Here is a 22,958-nt window from a genome sequence, read left to right on the forward strand (position 1 = left end):
TGGACCGTATTGCTCAATGAGACTTGCGGGGGTCATTGATGCTCCTCTTCTTACCGTTAGAATGCTTTTTTCGGGATCGTATTGTGGGCGATGGTCTCCGCCACTGCAACCCGATGAGCACAGATTAGCACGATCGTTCTATTTGTGTGATACGGTATAGCCCGTAGAGACGGGCTTACCGCACCTGCCAATCGCGTCTGTAACAACAACCGAACAAGGAACGACAATGGGCCGTTCGATCAATCTGGAAGGCAAGGTCGCGCTGATCACCGGCGCCTCGAGCGGGTTGGGGAAGCGCTTTGCTCAAGTGTTGTCGCAGGCGGGCGCCAAGGTCGTGCTGGCGAGCCGCCGCACCGAACGCCTGAAGGAATTGCGCGCCGAGATCGAAGCCTCGGGCGGCGCGGCGCACGTTGTTTCGCTCGACGTCACGGACTATCAGAGCATCAAGTCAGCCGTGGCTCACGCGGAAACCGAGGCGGGCACGATCGACATTCTGGTGAACAATTCAGGCGTGTCGACTACGCAGAAGCTCTCGGAGGTCACGCCGGCCGACTTCGAATACGTGTTCGACACTAACACGCGCGGTGCTTTCTTTGTCGCCCAGGAAGTCGCCAAGCGCATGATCATGCGCGGCAATAGTGCGCAGAAGCCGTCATACCGGATCATCAATATCGCGTCGATGGCGGGTTTGCGGGTGCTGCCGCAGATCGGCCTGTACTCGATGAGCAAGGCCGCGGTCGTCCACATGACCAAAGCCATGGCGCTGGAGTGGGGCAAGCACGGCATCAACGTCAACGCCATCTGCCCGGGCTATATCGATACCGAGATCAACCATCATCACTGGTCGACCGAGCAGGGGCAGAAGCTGGTATCGATGCTGCCGCGTCATCGGGTCGGCAAGCCGGAGGATCTGGACGGGCTGTTGCTGCTGCTGGCGGCCGACGAATCGCAGTTCATCAATGGCTCGGTGATTGCCGCCGACGATGGCTTCGGGCTCGCCTGAACGCGTTTCGGGCGGTCGTTTTTGTTTGTCATGTATGCACCGGCCCACATGCCGGTTTCACCCTCGTTTCAACCCGTTAAAGAAGTACGATGAGCGATTTTCACGCAGTTTTTGAGATGTCGATGCCGATCCGCTGGGGCGACATGGACGCATTCGGCCATGTGAACAACACGGTCTATTTCCGTTACATGGAGCAGGTGCGGATTTCCTGGTTCGAACAGCTGGGTCTGGCCGGCAGCAACGCCGACGGGCAGGGGCCGGTGATCGTCAATGCGTCGATGGAGTTTCTCAAGCAGTTGCACTATCCGGGCGACGTGATCGGCCGGATGTCCGTGGCCACGCCCGGGCGCAGCAGCTTTGACACGGCGTTCGAACTGGTGCGCGCCGACGATCCGGACACCGTTTATGCCCGCGGCGCCGCGCGCTGCGTGTGGATCGACTACGCGGCGGGCAAGTCGGTGCCGGTTCCGGATATGCTGCGCGCGACCATCGAGCGCGCGGTGCTGGTCAAGGCGGCCTGAGCGCGGGGCTCCCGTAACGACTTTGTATGTGCCGTGCGCCCTAATCAAACCTGGTGCCGTCCTCACGTTCACTGCGGGTTGCTGCCTCAAGGCCGACTTGTTGCCGAGCCGGCTGCCGATTCCTACCCTCAGTGCCCGAGCAAACGCTGCAATAGTTCGGTCGCATTCCCCGTATCGTATTTGCGCATCAGCCGCGCGCGGTAGACATCGACCGTGCGCGGGCTGATATCCAGCGCCCGTCCGATCTGCTTGCTGGTTTTCCCGGTCACCAGCTGCGCGGCGATTTCCCGCTCGCGCGGCGTCAATTCGACCGCCACGCGCCGCGTCGCGCTCAAATCCTCGAACGTCCACACGCCGGCTGCATGCGCGTCGGCGCGTTGCTGCGCGCGGCCTGTCACATGGCACCAGAATAATTCCCCGTTGGCTCGCTTCATGATCCGGTCGTCCGCGTAGCTGCCCTGGGCGGTCATGATCGGCGGGATCCGTGCGCCGATCCGCTCGAATTCGTCCGTCGACGGATACAGGATCTGGAACGACTGGCCGAGCAGTGCCTCGCGCGTGCAGCCGAATATCGACGCCAGCTCGTCGTTGCAGTCTTCGATGATCCGTTCGCGCGACAGCACGAGTCCGATCGGGGCGAGGTGAAACGCGGTTTGGTAATCCAGTGCGGGCATGGGTTGGCGGCAAGTACTTATGTATTTTTGCGTATTGTGCCGTATGGCGCGCCCAGCGTACTCTTTCGGGCATATCACAACGCGGCGCAGCGTCCGCAGTGGGCGCGGGCGCGAAGCATGGCAAGCTGAGCGCAGGGCCCGCCGCGGATGACTAGAATGACGTGTCGGGCGTGTGCCCGCTCTCCGTCATATCGAAGTCGCAAAAATCCGTCGGCCGGCGTACCGGCGGCCGACGATCCGGTTTCGGGTTTCCATAAAGGAAGGGACATACTGATGAACAAGGTCTATCCAGGCGCCGCCGAGGCGCTGAAGGACATCGTCAAGGACGGGCAGACGTTTGCCGTCGGCGGCTTCGGGCTGTGCGGCATTCCCGAGGCGCTGATCGCGGCGCTGCGCGATTCGAAGGTGCAGGGCATCACCTGCATCAGCAACAATGCGGGCGTCGACGGTTTCGGCCTCGGTCTGTTGCTCGAAACGCGCCAGGTCAAGAAAATGATTTCGTCGTACGTGGGCGAGAACAAGGAGTTCGAGCGCCAGTATCTGGCTGGCGAACTCGAGCTCGAATTCACGCCGCAAGGCACGCTCGCCGAGAAGCTGCGCGCCGGCGGCTCGGGCATTCCGGCGTTCTTCACGAACACTGGCTATGGCACGCTGATCGCCGAGGGCAAGGAAACCCGCCAGTTCGGCGAAAACCATTACGTGCTCGAACACTCGCTGACGGCCGACGTCGCGTTGGTCAAGGCATGGAAAGCCGACAAATCGGGCAACCTGATCTATCGCCGCACCGCGCGCAACTTCAACCCGATGTGCGCGATGGCCGGCAAGATCACGGTCGCGGAAGTCGAGGAAATCGTGGAAGTGGGCGAACTCGATCCGGACGCGATCCACACGCCGGGCATTTTCGTGCAGCGCATTGTGCTCAATGCGAATCCGGAAAAACGCATTGAACAACGCATCGTCCGCGCGAAAGGAGACTGATCATGGCATGGACTCGTGACGAAATGGCCGCACGCGCGGCGAAGGAATTGCAGGACGGTTTTTACGTGAACCTCGGCATCGGCCTGCCGACGCTGGTGGCGAACCACGTGCCGCCGGGCGTCGAAGTGTGGCTGCAGTCGGAGAACGGCCTGCTCGGCATCGGCCCGTCGCCGACCGAAGAGGAAGTGGACGCCGACCTGATCAACGCCGGCAAGCAGACGGTGACCACGCTGCCGGGCTCGTCGATTTTCTCGTCGGCGGATTCGTTCGCGATGATTCGCGGCGGCCACATCAACCTGGCGATTCTGGGCGCGATGCAGATCAGCAAGAAGGGCGATCTGGCCAACTGGATGATCCCGGGCAAGATGATCAAGGGCATGGGCGGCGCGATGGATCTGGTCGCGGGCGTCAAGCGCGTGGTCGTGCTGATGGAACACGTCGCAAAGGGCGACCAGCACAAGATCCTCGAAGAATGCACGTTGCCGTTGACGGGTGTGGGCGTGGTCGACCAGATCATCACCGACCTCGGCGTGATCGAAGTGACGGAAGACGGTCTGAAGGTGACGGAGCTGGCGCCGGGCGTCAGCGTCGATGAAATCAAGGCGAAGACGGGCGCGCCGCTGGATGTGAGTGCGGTGAGCTGAATGGCGGTGTGAGCCGGCCGCCTCAGTCTATGTGAGCAGAAGTGGCCGGCTGCAGGCTGCAAGGCAAGTTGCCTTGTGAGTCATGGGCGGCTTATGAAGCAAGCTCAAGCGAGGAGTTGGAAACGGGCGAGGCGAGAGTCTCGTCCGTTTTTTTTGCGCGCCGTCTTTTCGTTCCGGTTGCGCTGCCCGCGTCCTGGGTGCCTGAGCTTTTACCTTAGGGCATCTGGTCCGTCCTAGGCCGTTCGGCCGATCCTTGCCGCATGGCAAAGCGGTTTACAATCTTTGGGGATTGGACGCTGACTGATCCCTACTGTGCCCAAGCCGAATCCGCAGCGCTTTTGCAAGGAACCCAGATGACCGAAACGTCCGCTTCCACCGCCGAGCGGCCCGCGCCGCGCCAACGTTATGTGCAGTGCGCGAGCGCCGGTGGCTTGCACCGTATCGCCTATACCGAATGGGGCGACCCGGCCAACCCGCGTGTGCTGCTGTGCGTGCACGGTTTGACGCGTTCGGGGCGCGATTTTGACCGTCTCGCGGCGGAATTCGCCGGCACGTACCGCGTGGTGTGTCCCGATGTAGCGGGGCGGGGCTTGTCTTCGTGGCTCGCGAACCCCAACTTCTATAGCGTGCCGCAGTACGTCGCCGACATGGTCACGCTGATCGCGCGCCTGAACGTCGAAACGGTGGACTGGTTCGGTACTTCGATGGGCGGTCTGATCGGGCTCGCGCTGGCCGGTTTGCCGGAAACACCGATCCGCAAGATGCTGCTGAACGACGTCGGCCCGCATCTGGAGCCGGTGGCCGTGCAGCGCATCGGCGATTACCTTGGCAAGCCCGTGCGTTTCGAAACGCTGCAACAGGGCATCGATTACGCCGCGTTGCTTGCGCAAACATTCGGTCCGCTCACGCCAGAGGAGTGGCGCGAGATCAATACGCCGCTTTTGCACGAGCAGGACGGCGCATGGCTGTTCCGCTACGATCCCCGGATCGCACTGCCGTTTGCCGCGACAACCGAGGAGGCGGCCAAACTCGGCGAGGCCGCGCTGTGGCATGCGCTGGCTGCGTTTCAGGGGCCGGTGCTGGTGGTGCGCGGCGAGCAATCGGATCTGCTTTCTCGCGAGACCGTGGCCAAGATGATCGAGACGGGGCGCGCCGTATCCAGCGCGGAAATCGCCGGCGTCGGGCATGCGCCGGCGTTTCTGTCGGCCGATCAGATCGATCTCGCGAGGCAGTTCTTTATCGGGCCGGCCGCTGACGCGTCATAATATATAGTTCCGCGCGGCGTCTTTCGCAGTGTCCTTTATTAGGCGCCATGCGTGGGTGCAATGCGGAACGCATCTACGATCCATTTCAACCAACTTCAGGATTCTTCATGGCAGTCATTCGTCATCACGTTGGCAAGCGCCTTTCGGAAATCGCCGTACACAACGGCACCGTGTACCTCGCGGGCCAGATCGCCGAAGACGACGATCAGGACATCACGGGTCAGACGCGCGAAGTGCTCGGCCACATCGACCGTCTGCTAGCTGAAGTGAATAGCGACAAGTCGCAGTTGCTGTCCGTGCAGATCTACATCGCGGACATGGTGCACTTCGCCGGCATGAATGCGGTGTGGGACGAGTGGGTCGCACAAGGCGACACGCCGCCGCGCGCTACCGTCGAAGCGAAGCTCGCGAACCCGAAGTGCCTCGTCGAAATCGTCGTGGTCGCGGCGCAGCGCGATTGAGTGTGGCTGAGCCTGGGCTCGCCATTGTTGTTGAAATTACGTTGATTCGTCTGGCCCGGTGGGCCGTCGCACCATGACTACCGAAATCGTTACGAGCACGCCGCCTTCCATCCCTTCCTTCGACGAAGCGATGGCATTCGTGCGCGAACATGCGGGCGAGGTGCGGCTCTCATCGGGCGAGTTGCTGGCGGATCATGCGGCGGGTACGGCGTCGATCATGCGCAAGCTCAACGTCGACCCGCCGGCCGTGCTGGCGGCGGCGTTGTTCGCGCTGACGCCGCATCTGCAGGACCCGGAGCGCGTGATCGCCGATAACTTCGGTGAGGAAGTCGCGCAACTGGTCGGCGATGTGCGCAAGTTGCTGCGCCTGGGTACGGTCAGCCTGCGCGCCGCGCAGAATGCGATGCCCGAAGCCGGGCGAGATGCGCAGGCCGCGCGTCGCGCGCAGGTCGAGGCGTTACGCAAGATGCTGCTCGCGTTCGCGCAGGATATTCGCGTCGTGCTGATACGGCTCGCGTCGCGCTTGCAATCGCTGCGTTATTACGCGGCGGCGAAAGTCACGCCGTCGCCTGATGTGGCGCGTGAGACGCTCGATATTTACGCGCCGCTCGCCAACCGTCTGGGCATCTGGCAACTGAAATGGGAGCTCGAGGATCTCGCGCTTCGTTTCGAAGAGCCGGTTACGTATAAGCGTATTGCCAAGCTGCTCGACGAGAAGCGCGTCGAACGCGAGAGCTATGTTGCGCAGGCGATCGCGCGGCTGCAGCAGGAGTTGGCCGCGGCGAATGTGGAGGCCGAAGTCAGCGGCCGACCGAAACACATCTACAGCATCTGGCGCAAGATGCGCGGCAAGGAACTGGATTTCTCCGAGCTCTATGACGTGCGCGCGTTTCGCGTCATCGTGCCGGACATCAAGGATTGCTACACCGTGCTCGGTATCGTGCACAACCTGTGGCAGCCGGTGCCGAAAGAGTTCGACGACTACATCTCGCGGCCCAAGCCGAATGGCTATAAGTCGCTGCATACGGTCGTAATCGGCGACGACGGCCGTGCGTTCGAAGTGCAAATCCGTACGCAGGAAATGCATCAGTTCGCCGAGTACGGCGTGGCGGCGCACTGGCGCTACAAGGAAGCGGGCACGCGCGGTTATGGTGGCCAGTTCAGTGCCAATGAGAAGTACGATGAGAAGATTGCGTGGTTGCGTCAGCTGCTCGCGTGGAAAGACGAGGTCTCCGAAGGCGAACACGGCGAGAAGCGCGCAGCGCAGCCGTGGGAGCAACTGCGCCAGGCCACGCTCGACGACGACCACATCTACGTGCTCACGCCGCAAGCGCGTGTGATTCCGCTGCCGCACGGCGCGACCCCGGTGGACTTCGCGTACCACCTCCATAGCGAACTGGGGCATCGCTGTCGTGGCGCGCGTGTCGATGGCGCGATGGTGCCGCTCAATACGCAACTGCAGAACGGTCAGACGGTCGAGATCGTCGCGGTAAAAGAGGGCGGTCCATCGCGTGACTGGCTCAACCCTCAACTCGGATATCTGCAGAGCCATCGGGCGCGGCAGAAAGTGCGCGCGTGGTTTAACGCGGTTGAAGTGCAGGAGCACATCGCGAGCGGCCGGGCCATGGTCGAAAAGACCCTGCAGCGCGAGGGCAAGACGTCGGTCAATCTCGACCAGCTTGCCGCGAAGCTCGGCTTCAAGACCACGGACGATCTGTTCTCGGTGGTTGGCAAAGAAGAGTTCAGCTTGCGGCTCGTCGAGCAGGCGTTGCACGATGCGCCGCCCCCCGAACCTGTAGTCGAAGCGCCAGAACAGTTCGAGAAGCGCAGTAGCGGCGCGAGCGTTGCGCGCGGGGCCTCCACGGGTGTGCTGGTGGTCGGCGTCGACGCCTTGCTTACGCAGCTTGCGCGCTGTTGCCGTCCGGCACCGCCTGACGACATCAGCGGCTTCGTCACGCGCGGCAAGGGTATGTCGATTCATCGCAGCGATTGCCCGACCTTCCTGCGCATGGCCGATCGCGCGCCGGAGCGTGTGTTGCAAACCGCATGGTCGGCAGATGTCATGAGCGGCCGCGGGCAATCGGTCTATCCGGTCGACCTCAGCATCGAGGCCACGGATCGCCAAGGTTTGCTGCGCGATATCTCCGAAGTTTTCGCGCGCGAGAAAATGAATGTGATCGGCGTGAAGACGCAGTCGCGCCGCAATGCGGCGTTCATGCAATTTACTGTCGAGGTATCGAGCGCCGCGCAAATTCAGCGCGCGTGCACGTTGCTCGGAGAAGTAATCGGCGTGGTGCGCGCTTCACGCAAGAGTTGATGTGCGGGCGAGGCGGCGGGTGCCTGCGTATGTTGGCAGGTATCAGTTCGACGCGTCAGCGCGTGTGAGTAGAAATTTAAAGTCGGTGCATAAAAGTACTTGCCAAGCGGTGTGGCGCTCCATATAATCTCGTTTCTTCAGGCTCGTAGCTCAGCTGGTTAGAGCACCACCTTGACATGGTGGGGGTCGTTGGTTCGAGTCCAATCGAGCCTACCAACGAAAGAGAAATTCCGGTTTTGCCGGGGTTTCGCAAACTGCAGTAAGCGCCTCGGCGCAAAAGGCGAGTAGGGTATGACACCGCGAACGTTGACCGAAACTACTTCGGAGCGACGCTAGTCGAGGAGCACTTTCGCCACTGTAGTTAGCAGGAAATGTGAATGCGGCCCCTCGAAAGCGGGGCCGCATTTTTTTTGGTTTTTTGACCAGGTTGTATGTGCCGCCGCCGGTCGGCACCACGGAGAACGCAATGGTTTCGATACGTCTGCCTGACGGGTCTGTTCGACAGTACGAGCATCCGGTGACCGTCGCCGAAGTGGCCGCCTCGATCGGCCCCGGCCTCGCGAAGGCCGCGCTCGGCGGCAAGATCGATGGTGAGCTGGTCGATACGTCCACGCTGATCGATCACGATGTGGCGCTTGCGATCGTCACCGAGAAAGACGCGGACGGCCTCGACATCATTCGGCACTCCACGGCGCACTTGCTCGCGTACGCAGTGAAGGATCTGTTCCCGGAAGCGCAAGTCACGATCGGTCCAGTGATCGACAACGGCTTCTACTACGACTTCGCGTATAGCCGTCCTTTCACGCCCGAAGATCTCGAGAAGATCGAAAAGCGCATGCAGGAGCTCGCGAAGAAAGACGAGCCCGTCTCGCGCCGCGTGGTGTCGCGCGACGAAGCCGTGGACTACTTCAAGAGCATTGGCGAAAAGTACAAGGCCGAGATCATCGAATCGATTCCCGCTACCGACGAGATCAAGCTTTACTCGCACGGCGGCTTCACGGATCTGTGCCGCGGCCCGCACGTGCCGTCCACCGGCAAGCTGAAGGTCTTCAAGCTGATGAAGCTTGCTGGCGCTTACTGGCGCGGCGACTCGAAGAACGAGCAACTGCAGCGCATCTATGGCACGGCCTGGACGAAGAAGGAAGACCAGGAAGCGTATCTGCACATGCTCGAAGAAGCGGAGAAGCGCGATCACCGCAAGCTCGGCAAGCAACTCGATCTGTTTCACATGCAAGACGAGTCGCCGGGCATGGTGTTCTGGCATCCGCGAGGCTGGACGCTGTGGCAGCAGGTGGAGCAGTACATGCGCCGCCGCGTGAACGACGCCGGCTACCTCGAGATCAAGACGCCGATGATCATGGACCGCTCGCTCTGGGAAGCGTCGGGCCACTGGCAGAACTATCGTGAAAACATGTTCACGACGGAATCGGAAAAGCGCGACTACGCGATCAAACCGATGAACTGCCCTGGTCACGTGCAGGTGTTCAACCACGGTTTGCGCTCGTATCGCGACCTGCCGCTGCGTTACGCGGAATTTGGCTCGTGCCACCGCAATGAATCGTCGGGTGCGCTGCATGGCCTGATGCGCGTGCGGGGTTTCGTGCAGGACGACGCGCACATTTTCTGTACCGAAGACCAGTTCATCAGCGAATCGATCGCGTTCAACACGCTGGCGATGAGCGTCTACAAGGATTTCGGTTTCGATAATGTCGAAATCAAGCTGTCGCTGCGTCCGGATGCGCGCGCCGGCACGGATGAGACCTGGGATCGTGCTGAGCAAGGCCTGCGCGAAGCGCTGACGGCTTGTGGCGTGACGTGGGAAGAATTGCCGGGCGAGGGCGCATTCTATGGCCCGAAGGTCGAGTACCACATCAAGGACGCGCTTGGCCGCTCGTGGCAGTGCGGCACGCTGCAGCTCGATATGGTGCTGCCGGAGCGTCTTGGCGCCGAATACGTCGCCGAGGACAACAGCCGCCGCCGCCCGATCATGTTGCACCGGGCAATCGTCGGATCAATGGAGCGCTTTCTCGGCATTCTGATCGAGCACCATGCTGGTGCAATGCCCTCGTGGCTCGCGCCCATGCAGGTTGTAGTGATGAATATCGCGGAAAGTCAGGCCGAATATGCGCAGTCTCTAGCCCAATCGTTGCAAAAACAAGGGGTTAGAGTAGAGGCCGATTTGCGCAACGAGAAGATTAGCTATAAAATACGCGAGCACACGCTAGAAAAGGTGCCGTATCTGCTTGTGGTCGGCGACAAAGAGCGTGAAGCCCAAACGGTAGCCGTGCGTGCCCGTGGTGGTGTCGATCTGGGTGTGATGCCTCTCGATACCTTCATTGAGCGTCTGCGCCAGGACGTGCAGTCGTTCAACTGAGCCACCTGGCAGCCCGGCTCGTTTTTTTAATTTTTAGAGGAAACGTAACATCGCTACTGATAAGTCTGCGCACCGCATCAACGGTGAAATTACAGCACCTGAGGTGCGTCTGGTCGGAGTCGAGAACGAACCGCTCGGCATCGTGAAACTCGCTGATGCGTTCCGCATGTCGGAGCAGCAAGATGTGGATCTGGTCGAAATCGCTCCGCAAGCGGTTCCGCCGGTCTGCCGTTTGATGGACTACGGCAAGTTCAAGTACTCGGAAGCGAAGAAGCAACACGAGGCCAAGCTCAAGCAGAAGATCGTGCAGGTCAAGGAAGTCAAATTCCGCCCGGGCACGGATGACGGCGATTACAACGTCAAGCTGCGCAACCTCATCCGCTTCCTCGACGACGGCGACAAGACGAAAATCACGTTGCGTTTCCGTGGCCGCGAAATGGCTCACCAGGAAATCGGTATGCGCATGCTCGAGCGCCTGCGCACGGACCTCGACGAAGTCGGTCAGGTCGAGCAGATGCCGAAAATGGAAGGGCGCCAGATGATCATGGTGCTCGCACCGAAGAAAAAGAAGTAAGCAACCGGAGCAGCGGCGCACCGAGTGGTGGGCGCTCCGGTTGTGAAAGATTCAAGCGATGCTATGCCGGGTGTCCGGCGCAGGATCGGCAGGTTTCGGAACGGCGCATGTGAAAATGTGCGCCGCTTCCTGAAAAGCGGCTGCCGGCAGTAGCGGCGGTCTGCATACCAAGTGGAATGGGTTTCGAAGGGCGGGTAATGGCCATCTGGCCGACCGCACACCCATATCCATCTAATAATGGAGTTGTCATGCCGAAGATGAAGACCAAGAAGAGTGCTGCAAAGCGCTTCGTGGTGCGTCCGGGCGGTACCGTCAAGCGCGGTCAAGCCTTCAAGCGCCACATTCTTACCAAGAAGACCACCAAGAACAAACGCCATCTGCGCGGTTCCACGTCAGTTCATGAGTCAGATATGAACTCCGTGCGCGCAATGCTGCCGTTCGCTTAACCCTTAACCGACACTCATAGGAGCAAGACATGCCTCGAGTAAAACGTGGGGTTACCGCACGGGCCCGTCACAAGAAGATCATCAAGCTGGCCAAGGGTTACCGCGGCCGTCGCAATAACGTCTATCGCATCGCCAAGCAGGCGGTCATGCGCGCAGGCCAATACGCCTACCGCGATCGCCGCAACAAGAAGCGTGTGTTCCGTGCATTGTGGATCACGCGTATCAACGCGGCGGTGCGTCAGCACGACATGACGTACAGCGTGTTCATCAACGGCCTGAAGAAGGCTTCGATCGAACTCGACCGCAAGGTGCTGGCCGACATGGCTGTGTTTGACAAGGCTGCTTTTGCTGCGATCGTTCAGCAGGTGAAAGCCGCCGTTGCAGCCTGATTGCGCTTTGGGCAATTAAACTGCGTGGTTCGTTGCAGCGAACATCCGGTAGTCTCGGTGACGCTGCAGCAAAAACGGGGCTCCTCACCGAGCCCCGTTTTTGTTGGTAGAACCGGATTTGCTTCGATAGAACACTGACGTTGAAATGATGGGATCAATGGATCTGGACCAGATTGTCGCCGACGCGCAAAAAGCCTTCGCAGAAGCCTCCGACGTCACCACCCTCGAGAACGAGAAAGCCCGCTTTCTTGGTAAATCGGGTGCGTTGACCGAGCTATTGAAGGGTCTTGGCAAACTCGATCCCGAAACGCGCAAGACAGAAGGCGCACGGATCAACCTCGTCAAGCAACAAGTGGAAGCCGCGTTGACGGCCCGCCGTCAGGCGCTGGCCGACGCGTTGCTGAACCAGCGCCTCGCCGCTGAAGCTATCGACGTCACGTTGCCCGGCCGTGGCACCGGCACAGGCAGTCTGCACCCGGTGATGCACACTTGGGAGCGCGTCGAACAGATTTTCCGGTCGATCGGATTCGATGTGGCCGACGGCCCCGAAATCGAAACCGACTGGTACAACTTCACCTCGCTGAACAGCCCGGAAAACCATCCGGCGCGTTCAATGCAGGACACTTTTTACGTCGACGGCAAAGATGCCGACGGCCGTCAACTGCTGTTGCGTACGCATACCAGCCCGATGCAGGTGCGCTACGCCCGTACCAACACGCCGCCTATCAAGGTGATCGTGCCGGGCCGTACATATCGTGTGGACAGCGATGCAACGCATTCGCCGATGTTCAACCAGGTCGAAGGGCTGTGGATCGACGAGAACATCAGCTTCGCGGACCTGAAGGGCGTCTACTCCGACTTCCTCAAGAAATTCTTCGAGCGCGACGATATTCAGGTGCGCTTCCGCCCATCGTACTTTCCGTTCACCGAACCGTCGGCCGAAATCGACATGCTGTTCGAAACGGGCAAGAACGCCGGCAAGTGGCTCGAAATTTCGGGTTCCGGCCAGGTTCACCCCACGGTGATCCGCAATATGGGCCTCGACCCTGAGCGCTATATCGGCTTTGCTTTCGGCAGCGGGCTCGAGCGGCTCACCATGTTGCGTTACGGCGTGCAAGACCTGCGTCTGTTCTTCGAAAACGACCTGCGTTTCCTGCGTCAATTCGCGTGAACCGGCGCGTACGAACGCGACAAGCATAGAGCGCGGCACTGCGTGCAGTGCCGCAGCAGCGTCCCCGGTAGTGCCCAGTGAATCAATGGGCCGCCTGCCGGACCTGGACCTAACCTGATCAGAACGTACACAGAACCATGCAATTCCCGGAATCCTGGCTGAGAACCTTTGTCGATCCGCAACTGACGACCGACGAGCTGTCGCACGCGCTGACGATGGCGGGTCTCGAAGTCGAAGACCTGCGGCCGGCCGCGCCGCCGACTTCGAAGATCGTCGTCGGCCAGGTGCTGGAAGTCGTCAAGCACCCGGACGCGGACAAGCTCAACGTGTGTCAGGTCAACGCCGGCACGGGCGCGACGCTGAACATCGTGTGCGGTGCGCCGAACGTGGCGCCGGGCATCAAGGTGCCGGTCGCGCTCGTGGGCGCGCAACTGCCGCCGGCCGAAGAGGGCGGCACGCCATTCGCGATCAAGCTCTCGAAGCTGCGCGGCGTGGAGAGCCAGGGCATGCTGTGCTCGGCACGCGAACTGAAGCTCTCGGAAGATCATAGCGGCCTGATGATCCTGCCGGAAGATACGCCGATCGGCCAGGACATCCGCGAAACGCTGAAGCTCGACGACACGGTTTTCGAAATCAAGCTGACGCCGAACAAGGCGGATTGCTTGTCGGTGTTCGGCGTGGCGCGCGAGACGTCGGCCATCACCGGTGCTGCGCTGCGTCCGCTCGAGATCAAGCCGGTCGAAGTGAAGCTCAACGAAACATTGCCCGTCAAAATCTCGGCGCCTGATCTGTGCGGCCGTTTTTCGGGTCGCGTGATCCGCGGCGTGAATGCGCGCGCGAAGTCGCCGCAATGGATGGTGCAACGTCTCGAACGCTCGGGTCAGCGCAGCATTTCCGCGCTCGTCGACATCTCGAACTATGTGATGCTCGAACTGGGCCGCCCGTCGCACGTGTTCGATCTGGACAAGATCCACGGCGGCATGGACGTGCGTTGGGGCCGCAAGGGCGAAACGCTCAAGCTGCTGAATGGCAACACTGTCGAGCTGGATGAAACCGTCGGCGTGATCGCGGACGAGCAGCACATCGAAAGCCTTGCCGGCATCATGGGCGGCGACAGCACGGCCGTCACGCTCGACACTGCCAACATCTATCTCGAAGCTGCATTCTGGTGGCCGGATAGCATTCGTGGCCGCTCGCGCAAGTACAACTTCTCGACCGATGCAGGCCATCGTTTCGAACGCGGCGTCGATTACGCGACCACGGTCGAGCACATTGAACGCATCACGCAATTGATCCTCGATATCTGCGGCGGCGAAGCCGGCCCGGTCGACGATCAGATCGTCAACGTGCCGAAGCGTGCGCCCGTGAAGATGCGCGTCTCGCGTGCGAACCGCATCATCGGTATCACGATCGAAGCGGACGAAATCGCGCAGATTTTCACGCGTCTCGGCCTCACGTTCGAACGCGACGGCGATACGTTCTCGGTGATGCCGCCGTCGTACCGTTTCGATATCGAAATCGAAGAAGACCTGATCGAAGAAGTCGCGCGTATCTACGGCTTCGAAAAGATTCCCGCACGTCCGCCGGTCGCAACCAGCGAAATGCTGCCGACCAACGAAACGCAGCGCTCGATCCACGTGATCCGTCACGCGCTCGCCGCGCGCGATTACGCGGAAACGGTCAACTTCAGTTTCGTCGACGCCGAGTGGGAGTTGGACTTCGCCGGCAACGACAAGCCGGTTCGTCTGCTGAATCCGATTGCGAGCCAGTTGTCGGTCATGCGCACCACGCTGTTCGGCAGCCTGATCAACGTCCTGCGCACGAACCTGAATCGTCGCGCGGCCGATCGCGTGCGCGTGTTCGAAGCCGGCCGCGTGTTCCTGCACGATCCGTCGATCAAGGCCGGCGAATTGACGGTCGAAGGTTTCGCGCAGCCGAAGCTGATCGGCGGCCTTGCCTATGGTCCGGCACTCGAAGAGCAGTGGGGCGCGCAAACGCGCGCGGTCGACTACTTCGACGTGAAGGGCGATCTGGAAGCCGTGCTCGCGCCGGCCGTGGCGCGCTTCGTAAAAGCGGAGCATCCGGCATTGCATCCGGGCCGCAGTGCGCGTATTGAACTGAATGGCCGCGCAGTGGGCTGGATTGGCGAATTACATCCGCGCTGGATGCAGAAATATGATTTGCCGCATGCACCGATTCTTTTTGAAATCGAAGCGGAAGCATTAATGCAGCGCGTATTGCCGACTCCGGCGGATGTGTCTAAATTCCCGCCGGTGCGTCGCGATATTGCAGTGGTCGTCGATCAGAAAATCGAGGTGCAGGCGCTGCTGGACGAACTCCAGAAGGCCCAGTCCGAAGCGGCTTGCAAGACCGTCCAGAAGGTTGTGCTTTTTGACGAATTCCGTCCAAAATCAAACACTTCCGGTGGCCTGGCTGTCCATGAGAAAAGCCTTGCGTTCCGTGTGACCTTGCAAGATACTGGCGGGACCCTTCAGGATGAAACGGTCGATCTGGCTATTCAAACTCTGGTGGAACGTCTGGCTCGAGTATATGGCGCACGGTTGCGTGGATAACCCGCATTTAACATTTGCACGGCATTTTTTCGCAACCTCCGTTTCTGCTTGGCGCGCCATTTGATAGATATGAATGAAATGAACTCGAGTGATTTCGAAGCCCTTCTTACGGCGCAACGCAGCGCCATGATTCGCGATATTCCGACATCACCCGCGGCCGTTTCCACAGAAACGCCGACGCTGACCAAGGCTGAACTTGCCGAGTTGCTGTTCGACAATGTCGGGCTCAACAAGCGGGAAGCGAAAGACATGGTCGAAGCGTTCTTCGAGGTGATCCGCGATGCGCTGGAGAGTGGCGATAGCGTGAAGCTGTCGGGGTTCGGCAACTTCCAGTTGCGCGACAAACCCCAGCGTCCCGGCAGAAACCCGAAGACCGGCGAGGCGATTCCGATCGCCGCGCGCCGCGTTGTGACGTTTCATGCAAGTCAAAAGCTGAAAGCGTTGGTCGAGAACGGCGCCGAAGCGAGCTTCGCGCGCTGATCGACTGGCGCGTTCCTGCGCAACCCACCACGACGGCTAACTGACGATGACAGCGACGATCGAAAAAGTCGTCTTGCCTCCGATTCCGGCGAAGCGCTACTTCACGATTGGTGAGGTCAGCGAACTATGCGGCGTGAAACCGCATGTGCTGCGCTATTGGGAGCAGGAGTTCACGCAGTTGAGGCCGGTCAAGCGGCGCGGCAATCGCCGGTACTACCAGCATCATGAGGTGCTGCTGATCCGGCGGATTCGTGAGTTGTTGTACGAGCAGGGCTTCACGATCAACGGCGCGCGCAATCGGCTCGATTCGCGTGGCGGTGATCCGCACGGTGAGCCGGCTGATCGGGTCGAGGAAGGTGAGGGCGCGGCAGCGCCGGCCGCAGCAACGGCTGTGGTCGATGTGGAGCAGTTGCGCAAGGAATTGCTGCATGTGATCGACTTGTTGGGTCACTAGCCTGCTTTGTTAGCGCAGAGCGGTTCTAATCGATTGAAGTGTCTGTTATAATTTTTAGCTGTTCGGGGCGTAGCGCAGCCTGGTAGCGTACCTGCATGGGGTGCAGGTGGTCGGAGGTTCAAATCCTCTCGCCCCGACCAAAGAAATCAAGGCCTTACAAGCAATGCTTGTAAGGCCTTTTTCTATTTCCAGCCCGAACCAGTCACATTCTCAGATCGAGCGACGCCTTCACCGTCACCAAAGCCCCGGAATGATATCCACGAACAATATCTTCACGATCGTCATAGCCGGAAAAATCATCGCGTAACCAATGGCCGGTTTGTCGGTCGGCGTGAGCTTGTTGGCGAACGCAAGAATGGCAGGATTGCCGCAAGCCCCGGCGACGATGCCGGCTACTTCGTCATACGGCAGCCGGTACACCAGCAGGCCCAGAATCAGAATCGGCACGGCCAGCGCAAGCAGCACGATCGCGCCTAAGCCGAGCATCAGCAAGCCGGTTTGCGAAACAGTCGCGGCGAACTTCGGCCCTGACGACATCCCCACCTGCGCGAGAAAGATGGTCAGTCCGAGATTGCGCATCACAAGGTTGGCGGGAAGCGGCATGGTCCAGTTGACGCTGCCGGTCCGGCGCAGCTTGCCCAGCACGAGCGCCACGATCAACACTCCGCACAAGCCAAGTGCGAGCTTGCCCAAACCCGGCAGCGGAATCTGGATCGCGCCCACCAGAAACCCCAACGCCATCCCTAGACCGACCGAAATGTAGCTGAACTCGGCTGTGCCCGTGATCGAGTCCCCGAAGAAGGTCCGCAATGCCGGAAATGCCGCGCGTTGCGTCAGCAGTCCAACACGATCGCCATATTCGAGTATGAGATCGGGGTTGGGCATGATGTCTGCATCGCCGCGCCGCACATGCGCCACAATTGACCCGTCCGGCAGATCGAGTTCAGTGAGCGAGCGGCCTATCACGCTCGCACGCGACGCAAACACGCGTATATAGTCCAGATCGCCGCGGTCGCGCAGCACGCGTCCCGGCGCGGCTTCGCCAAGACTCCTGCGGGCCTCGGCGAGCGCGTCCAGAGTCGGGCTGACGGCGAGCACCACGTCATTTTCCGCAAGGACGAGCTCGGGCGTGGCCGCTGCGTTGTGATGCGCGCTCCGCACAGCGACGATCTGCACGTTGGCGGGTAGGGCGGCGACCGCTTCGGCGAGCGTTTTGCCACAGAACGCCGGGTTGCGCAGCGCGATTTCGAGGATTTCAAGGCCGGCGTTGGAAGCCGTTTTGATTTTCGGCGCAAGGACCATGAACGCCAGATAGAGCAGCAGGATCGGACCGGCCACACCAAATGGATAGGAAACCGAATAACCCACGGCTGCGTCGTCGTTGCCGAGCGCGGCGATGGCCGCTTGCAGGGCAGCCGTACTGGTGCCTGAACCTGAGAAGAGGCCGAGTGCATAACCCGGATTCAGTTGCATGATTTTCTGAATCGCGACGCTTGTTGCACCCGCGCAAAGCACACCGATCAGCGCGAGGATATTGGCGCGGCGGCCGGCAGCACTGGTCAACCCAAGAAAAAACTGCTTGCCGTACTGAACGCCGACTGTGTAAAGAAAAAGCGAGAGCCCGAGCGTGCCGATCATCGGTGCGGGTGCTGACTTCGGCGCGAACCATCCGGCCGCGAGTGCGACGAACAGTACAGCGCCGACGCCGAGTGAGAACCCTTTGATGTTGATTTCGCCGACGAAATAACCTATCGCGATGGTGAGGAACAGCGTCATTAAGGGCTGCTGCTCAAGAAGCGTCTTCAGGAAATCCACGTTTCCTCCGATAGGGTTCGAGACTTCGGGTTCTGCTGATTTCCTGCAGTTGGGACGCTTATGCTGAATGACTCAGGGAGGGAGCCACGGGGGCTGGATGTTTGCCAGTATCTACCAGATTTCCTGTTTTTTCCTATGTGTTTGCGGGCGGTGCTGATTCGAGGAAAGCGTGGAAACCCGGCCTCAACCTCTGCCGAGCGCGATATACCGCTCGAGATGATGGTCTTCATCCCCGAGTTGATGGTCGATCATCACGAGGCGCTTCGCATAGTGAGCCAACGGCAACTCCCATGTCATGCCGATACCGCCATGCAGTTGAATACACTCTTCAGCGACTCGCGCACCAATCCTGCCAATACTGTATTTCGCCGCCGAAACTGCCCGTTCCCGCACCGTACGTTCAGCGCCCAGCGCGGCAGCGGCATTGATGACCGCCGAGCGCGCCTGCTCGATCTCGAGTAACAGATCCGCCATCCGATGCTGCAATGCCTGGAAGCTGCCGATCGGCACACCAAACTGCTTACGCGTGCGCAAGTACTCAAGCGTGTGGTCCTTGGCGACATCCATCGCGCCGACTGCTTCGGAACACAAGGCCAGCACGCCGCAGCTGATCGCGTATTCGAGCGTCGAAAAACCTTCACCGGCCGTTCCGAGCAATGCGTCGTCGCTCAACGTGACATTGTCGAACGTGACCTCGGCCGCGCGGCCGCCGTCGATCTTGCGATAGCCGCGCACGCTGACACCCGCGGCGTCGCGCGGGACCAGAAAGAGCGTAATGCCGGCTTCGGCATCATCGCCGCCTGTTGTGCGTGCGGAGACGAGGAAAAGGGACGCGTTTTCGCCCTGTTGAACCACCGCCTTCGCGCCGTTCAACTGCCATGTATCGCCAACACGCTGAGCACGCGTTGTGACGCGCGCCAGTTCGTAGTGGCCGTCCGGCTCGCCATGCGCGAGCGCAACGATCCGGGATCCGTCGATCAATTCGCCCAGCGCGGCTTTTTGCGTTTCATTGCCGCTACGCGCGATTGCCTGACCGACGATCAGCGTATCGAGAAACGGCTCGACCACGAGGCCGCGGCCGAGGCTCTCGAATACGACGGCAATATCGAAGCCGCCGCCGCCAAAACCGCCATCGGCCTCATCGAACAACGCGCCGATAATGCCGAGTTCCGCGAAACGATTCCACAGGTCGGCGCTGAATCCTTCAGGCGAACGCGCGATCCGGTCGCGCGTCTCGAAACCGTATTGCTCGGTGACAAAACGGTTGAGCGTATCCGCCAGCATGCGGCGGTCTTCGGTGTGCTGGAAATTCATGAAGTGCGCCCCTTACAGTCCAAGGATCATTTTGGAAATGATGTTCTTCTGGATTTCGTTGGAACCGCCGAAGATCGACAGCTTGCGGTTGTTGAAGTAGAGCGAGGCCGCGCTTGCCGCTTCGTCGGGGCCGACTGGCGTGCCCTCGAAACCGTCGTGCAGGGCTTCCTCGACGAACGGCTGCGCGTACGGCCCCATCGCGCGGCGCGTGAGTGACGAGATCTCCTGACGGATCTCGGTGCCGCGAATCTTCAGCATCGAACTCTCCGCGCCGGGTATGCCGCCGCCGGCCACCGCCGCGATCACGCGCAGATTGGTGGTCTTCATGTTCTCGAGATCGATCTCGACGCGCGCCATGCGTGCCGCGAACGAGGGATCTTCGGCAAGCGGCCGGCCGTTGCGCTGCTGTTTCGCGGCGATTTTGCGCAACCGGTTGAAGGCGGCCACCGAGAAGCCGACGCCCGCGATATTGGTGCGCTCATACGTGAGCAGGTACTTGGCGTAGGTCCAGCCTTTGTTCTCTTCGCCCACGAGGTTCTCGACGGGCACGCGTACGTCCGTGAAAAACACTTCGTTGACTTCATGTTCGCCGTCGAGCGTGATGATCGGCCGCACGTCGACGCCTGGCGTAGTCATGTCGATCAGCAGGAAGCTGATGCCCTCCTGTTTGCGCACGTCGGTGGCGCTGCGCACGAGGCAGAAGATCATGTTCGCGTAGTGGCCGAGCGTGGTCCATGTCTTCTGACCGTTGACGATGTAGTGCTCGCCTTGCGCGTCGCTGCCGCGTACCGCAGTGGTTTTGACCGACGCGAGATCCGAGCCCGCGCCCGGTTCCGAGTAGCCTTGGCACCACCAGTCCGAGCCGTCGAGAATGCGTGGCAACCAGTGGCGCTTTTGCGCTTCGTTGCCGTATTTGATCAGCACGGGGCCGAGCATGTTGACGCCAAACGGCACGACCCGCGGAGCGCCCGCCAACGCGCATTCATTCTCGAAAATGAATTTCTGCACGGGGTTCCAACCCGGGCCGCCGTACTCCTTCGGCCAATGATTGGCGAGCCAGCCTTGCGCGTTGAGAATGGCGTGCCACTCAGCCATGTCGTCGCGCGTGAGGCGGCGGCCGCCGTGTACTTTGTCGGCGAGACGTTGCGGGAGTTTGTCGCGCAAAAAGCGCTGTACGTCGGCGCGAAAAGCCTCTTCTTCAGGCGTGAAGTTCAGATCCATAACAGGTTCTTTCCTCGATATTTAGCAAACCGGCAACCGGGGCCGATCAGGCCGCCACCGGTCGAGAATGCGCCAAAGAGCGTGCCGTCTCAAGCTGTCTGGTTGAGGCTCGCGAAATCGGCGCCGCGCTCAACCAGCTCGACCAGCAGCGGCGACGCCTGCCAGAACAGCGGGTCTTCCTTGGCGAATTCGCGGATGTCCGCGAGAACCGTGGCGAGGCCCACCGTATCGGCGTATTTCATCGGACCCCCACGATAACGCGGAAAGCCGTAGCCATAGAGGAAGGTCACGTCGACATCGAGCGGCCGCAGCGCGATGCCTTCATGCACGACGTTGGCGCCTTCGTTGATCATCGCGGCCATGTAACGGCGCACGATTTCTTCGTCGGTGAACGTGCGTGGCGTGACGCCGGCGCGTTCACGCTCCGCGTCGATGATAGCCTCGACCTCGGGGTCCGGCGTGCCGCTGCGCGAACCTTCGGGGTACAGATAAAAGCCACGCCCGGTCTTCTGACCGAACCAGCCGCGTTCGCAAAGACGGTCGGCGATCTGCACGTAGCGCGCGTTGGGGTTGCGCGTGGCCGCGCGGCGCTTGCGCGTGGCCCAACCGATATCGCCGCCCGCCAGATCGACCACCTGGAACGGCCCCATCGGGAAGCCGAACGCGCGCACCGCCGCATCGATCTGATACGGCGACGCACCGTCTTCCATCATGGCGTCCGCCGCGCTGCGATACACCGCCAGCACGCGATTGCCGATGAAACCGTCGCACACGCCGGCACGCACCGGCGTCTTGCGCAGCTTCTTTGCGAGTTCGAACGCGGTAGCGACCACGTCGGCGCTGACCTGCTTCGGCACCACCACTTCCAGCAGCTTCATGATGTTGGCGGGGGAGAAGAAGTGCAGGCCGATCACGTCCGCGGGGCGTGAAATGCTGGCCGCGATCGCGTCGATGTCGAGATACGACGTGTTGGTGGCGAGCACTGCGCCGGCTTTGCAAACGCGGTCGAGTTCGGCGAACACGGCTTTTTTCACCGCCTGATCTTCGAAGACGGCTTCGATCACCAGATCGGCATTGGCGAGTGCGTCGTACGAGGTGCTGCCATGCCAGCGCGTCATGACGTCGGCCTTCTTCTCCGCACTCATGCGGCCTTTGGCGATCAGGCCGTCGTAGACCTTTTCGATGTGTGCACGGCCGCGCGCGAGCGACGCGTCGTCGCGTTCGATCATCGTCACCGGCAGGCCTGCGTCGAGCACGGCGACGGCGATGCCCGCGCCCATCGTGCCGCCGCCCACCACGCCGATCGTGTTCAATGCGCGTGGTTTTGCATCACGGGTTTCCGGCGCCTTGAGCACTTCGCGCTCGGCAAAGAACGCGTGAATCAAGCCGGCGCGCTGCGGGCTGTCGAGGCATTCCAGGAACAGTTTGCGTTCGAGCCGCAGGCCGTCTTCGAAAGGCTGTTCGATGGCGGCTTGCACGGCATCGACGATTTTGAGCGGAGAGAACAGGCCACGCGATTTCTTCGTCGTTTCCGCGCGTGCTGCATCAACGGCGGCGAGGCTCGCCGCGCGGTCGCTGAGCGCCGCGGCATCGCGCGTGCGGCGTACCGGCGCGTGAGCGGCCAGCAGTTCATGCGCGTAGGCGAGTCCTTCAGCGAGGATGTCGTCGCTGCTGCCGAGCCGGTCGATGAGGCCGAGCGCGAGCGCTTCTTTCGCGCCGGCATGGCGGCCGCTCAGGATCAGGTCGAGGGCGCCCTGTGCGCCGATCAGGCGCGGCGTACGCTGCGTGCCGCCTGCGCCCGGCAACAGGCCGAGTTGCACTTCGGGCAAACCGAGTTTCGCGCCGTCCACGGCGAGCCGGTAGTGCGCCGCGAGCGCCACTTCCAGACCGCCGCCGAGCGCGGCGCCGTGAATGGCGGCCACCACCGGCTTCGCACACGCTTCGATACGGTTGCACACATCCGGCAGCGACGGCGGCACCGGCGGCTTGCCGAACTCGCGGATGTCCGCGCCCGCGATGAAGTTGCGCCCGGCGCCGACGATCAGCACCGCCTCGACGGCCTTGTCGGCGTCCGCCGCTTCGATGGCAGCGAGCAGGCCGCGCCGCACGTCGGCGGACAAGGCATTGACGGGCGCGTGGTCGATGGTTACCAGCAGGACTTTGCCGCGCAATTCGCGCGTCACCACGTCGGCGGAAGGGTTGAGGGTCATCGTGTCATCTCCTGATTGATATCGGGGCGCATCGGGCCAAACCGGGGCGCATCGGGCAGGCCGGGTCTGGCGAA

The 22,958-nt window shown here is 61.2% G+C and carries 20 protein-coding genes and 2 tRNA genes; 17 read left to right on the top strand and 5 right to left on the bottom strand.

Going from position 1 to position 22,958, the window contains the following annotated elements:
• The first annotated feature begins 226 nt into the window (after window positions 1-226).
• Both PQQ95_RS30955 and PQQ95_RS30960 read left to right on the top strand, forming a co-directional pair.
• Window positions 227-1,003: an SDR family oxidoreductase gene (locus PQQ95_RS30955; RefSeq protein WP_128591951.1), complete on the top strand. Its 777-nt coding sequence runs from the start codon at window positions 227-229 to the stop codon at window positions 1,001-1,003.
• Between the two features lie 89 nt (window positions 1,004-1,092).
• On the top strand, window positions 1,093-1,524 hold the full coding sequence (locus PQQ95_RS30960) for an acyl-CoA thioesterase (protein WP_408444660.1): 432 nt from the start codon (window positions 1,093-1,095) through the stop codon (window positions 1,522-1,524).
• Window positions 1,525-1,652: 128 nt separating this feature from the next.
• Here the strand turns inward: PQQ95_RS30960 and PQQ95_RS30965 are convergent, their stop codons facing one another.
• Window positions 1,653-2,198: a LuxR C-terminal-related transcriptional regulator gene (locus PQQ95_RS30965; RefSeq protein ID WP_408444663.1), complete on the bottom strand. Its 546-nt coding sequence runs from the start codon at window positions 2,196-2,198 to the stop codon at window positions 1,653-1,655.
• Between the two features lie 273 nt (window positions 2,199-2,471).
• Here PQQ95_RS30965 and PQQ95_RS30970 point away from each other — a divergent pair, with 273 nt between their 5' ends.
• From PQQ95_RS30970 to PQQ95_RS31040, 15 genes are all read left to right on the top strand, one after another.
• Window positions 2,472-3,176: a CoA transferase subunit A gene (locus PQQ95_RS30970; protein WP_054040428.1), complete on the top strand. Its 705-nt coding sequence runs from the start codon at window positions 2,472-2,474 to the stop codon at window positions 3,174-3,176.
• 2 nt (window positions 3,177-3,178) lie between these two features.
• Window positions 3,179-3,820 (top strand): CoA transferase subunit B, encoded by a 642-nt coding sequence (locus tag PQQ95_RS30975; RefSeq protein WP_408444666.1) that lies wholly within the window; start codon window positions 3,179-3,181, stop codon window positions 3,818-3,820.
• Between the two features lie 353 nt (window positions 3,821-4,173).
• Window positions 4,174-5,085 carry an alpha/beta fold hydrolase gene (locus PQQ95_RS30980; RefSeq protein WP_408444668.1) on the top strand — a complete coding sequence of 304 codons (912 nt, stop codon included), beginning with the start codon at window positions 4,174-4,176 and terminating at the stop codon, window positions 5,083-5,085.
• Between the two features lie 107 nt (window positions 5,086-5,192).
• Window positions 5,193-5,546, top strand: a complete 354-nt coding sequence (locus PQQ95_RS30985) for a RidA family protein (protein WP_408444671.1) — start codon at window positions 5,193-5,195, stop codon at window positions 5,544-5,546.
• A gap of 73 nt (window positions 5,547-5,619) precedes the next feature.
• Entirely contained in the window at window positions 5,620-7,863 is a 2,244-nt protein-coding gene (locus PQQ95_RS30990) for a RelA/SpoT family protein (RefSeq protein WP_408444672.1), read from the top strand.
• Between the two features lie 139 nt (window positions 7,864-8,002).
• Window positions 8,003-8,079 (top strand) — tRNA-Val (locus PQQ95_RS30995).
• Window positions 8,080-8,329: 250 nt separating this feature from the next.
• Window positions 8,330-10,237, top strand: coding sequence for a threonine--tRNA ligase (gene thrS, locus PQQ95_RS31000; RefSeq protein WP_408444675.1), 1,908 nt, complete (start codon window positions 8,330-8,332; stop codon window positions 10,235-10,237).
• A gap of 49 nt (window positions 10,238-10,286) precedes the next feature.
• Window positions 10,287-10,811 (top strand): translation initiation factor IF-3, encoded by a 525-nt coding sequence (gene infC / locus PQQ95_RS31005; RefSeq protein ID WP_074263967.1) that lies wholly within the window; start codon window positions 10,287-10,289, stop codon window positions 10,809-10,811.
• 248 nt (window positions 10,812-11,059) lie between these two features.
• A complete protein-coding gene (gene rpmI / locus PQQ95_RS31010) occupies window positions 11,060-11,257 on the top strand; it encodes a 50S ribosomal protein L35 (protein WP_074282768.1) in 198 nt (65 codons plus the stop codon).
• A gap of 29 nt (window positions 11,258-11,286) precedes the next feature.
• Window positions 11,287-11,646: a 50S ribosomal protein L20 gene (gene rplT, locus PQQ95_RS31015; protein ID WP_006052502.1), complete on the top strand. Its 360-nt coding sequence runs from the start codon at window positions 11,287-11,289 to the stop codon at window positions 11,644-11,646.
• Between the two features lie 157 nt (window positions 11,647-11,803).
• A complete protein-coding gene (gene pheS, locus PQQ95_RS31020; protein ID WP_408444678.1) occupies window positions 11,804-12,817 on the top strand; it encodes a phenylalanine--tRNA ligase subunit alpha in 1,014 nt (337 codons plus the stop codon).
• 137 nt (window positions 12,818-12,954) lie between these two features.
• Window positions 12,955-15,390 carry a phenylalanine--tRNA ligase subunit beta gene (pheT, locus tag PQQ95_RS31025; protein WP_408444681.1) on the top strand — a complete coding sequence of 812 codons (2,436 nt, stop codon included), beginning with the start codon at window positions 12,955-12,957 and terminating at the stop codon, window positions 15,388-15,390.
• Between the two features lie 69 nt (window positions 15,391-15,459).
• Window positions 15,460-15,870 carry an integration host factor subunit alpha gene (locus PQQ95_RS31030; protein ID WP_054040433.1) on the top strand — a complete coding sequence of 137 codons (411 nt, stop codon included), beginning with the start codon at window positions 15,460-15,462 and terminating at the stop codon, window positions 15,868-15,870.
• A 46-nt stretch (window positions 15,871-15,916) separates the two neighbouring features.
• The gene (locus PQQ95_RS31035) at window positions 15,917-16,324 is read left to right on the top strand and encodes a MerR family transcriptional regulator (RefSeq protein ID WP_408444683.1); all 408 of its coding nucleotides are present in this window, start codon (window positions 15,917-15,919) and stop codon (window positions 16,322-16,324) included.
• A gap of 63 nt (window positions 16,325-16,387) precedes the next feature.
• Window positions 16,388-16,464: transfer RNA gene (locus PQQ95_RS31040), tRNA-Pro, on the top strand.
• A gap of 94 nt (window positions 16,465-16,558) precedes the next feature.
• On the opposite strand, the gene PQQ95_RS31045 is transcribed toward PQQ95_RS31040, so the two are convergent.
• From PQQ95_RS31045 to PQQ95_RS31060, 4 genes are all read right to left on the bottom strand, one after another.
• Window positions 16,559-18,139, bottom strand: coding sequence for an aspartate:alanine exchanger family transporter (locus PQQ95_RS31045; RefSeq protein WP_408444686.1), 1,581 nt, complete (start codon window positions 18,137-18,139; stop codon window positions 16,559-16,561).
• Between the two features lie 183 nt (window positions 18,140-18,322).
• A complete protein-coding gene (locus PQQ95_RS31050) occupies window positions 18,323-19,453 on the bottom strand; it encodes an acyl-CoA dehydrogenase family protein (protein WP_408444689.1) in 1,131 nt (376 codons plus the stop codon).
• Window positions 19,454-19,465: 12 nt separating this feature from the next.
• Window positions 19,466-20,674 carry an acyl-CoA dehydrogenase family protein gene (locus PQQ95_RS31055; protein ID WP_408444691.1) on the bottom strand — a complete coding sequence of 403 codons (1,209 nt, stop codon included), beginning with the start codon at window positions 20,672-20,674 and terminating at the stop codon, window positions 19,466-19,468.
• Window positions 20,675-20,763: 89 nt separating this feature from the next.
• On the bottom strand, window positions 20,764-22,884 hold the full coding sequence (locus tag PQQ95_RS31060) for a 3-hydroxyacyl-CoA dehydrogenase NAD-binding domain-containing protein (RefSeq protein WP_408444693.1): 2,121 nt from the start codon (window positions 22,882-22,884) through the stop codon (window positions 20,764-20,766).
• Between the last annotated feature and the right edge of the window lie 74 nt (window positions 22,885-22,958).

The organism is Paraburkholderia caffeinilytica (assembly GCF_046030355.1).
Classification (GTDB): domain Bacteria; phylum Pseudomonadota; class Gammaproteobacteria; order Burkholderiales; family Burkholderiaceae; genus Paraburkholderia; species Paraburkholderia caffeinilytica_B.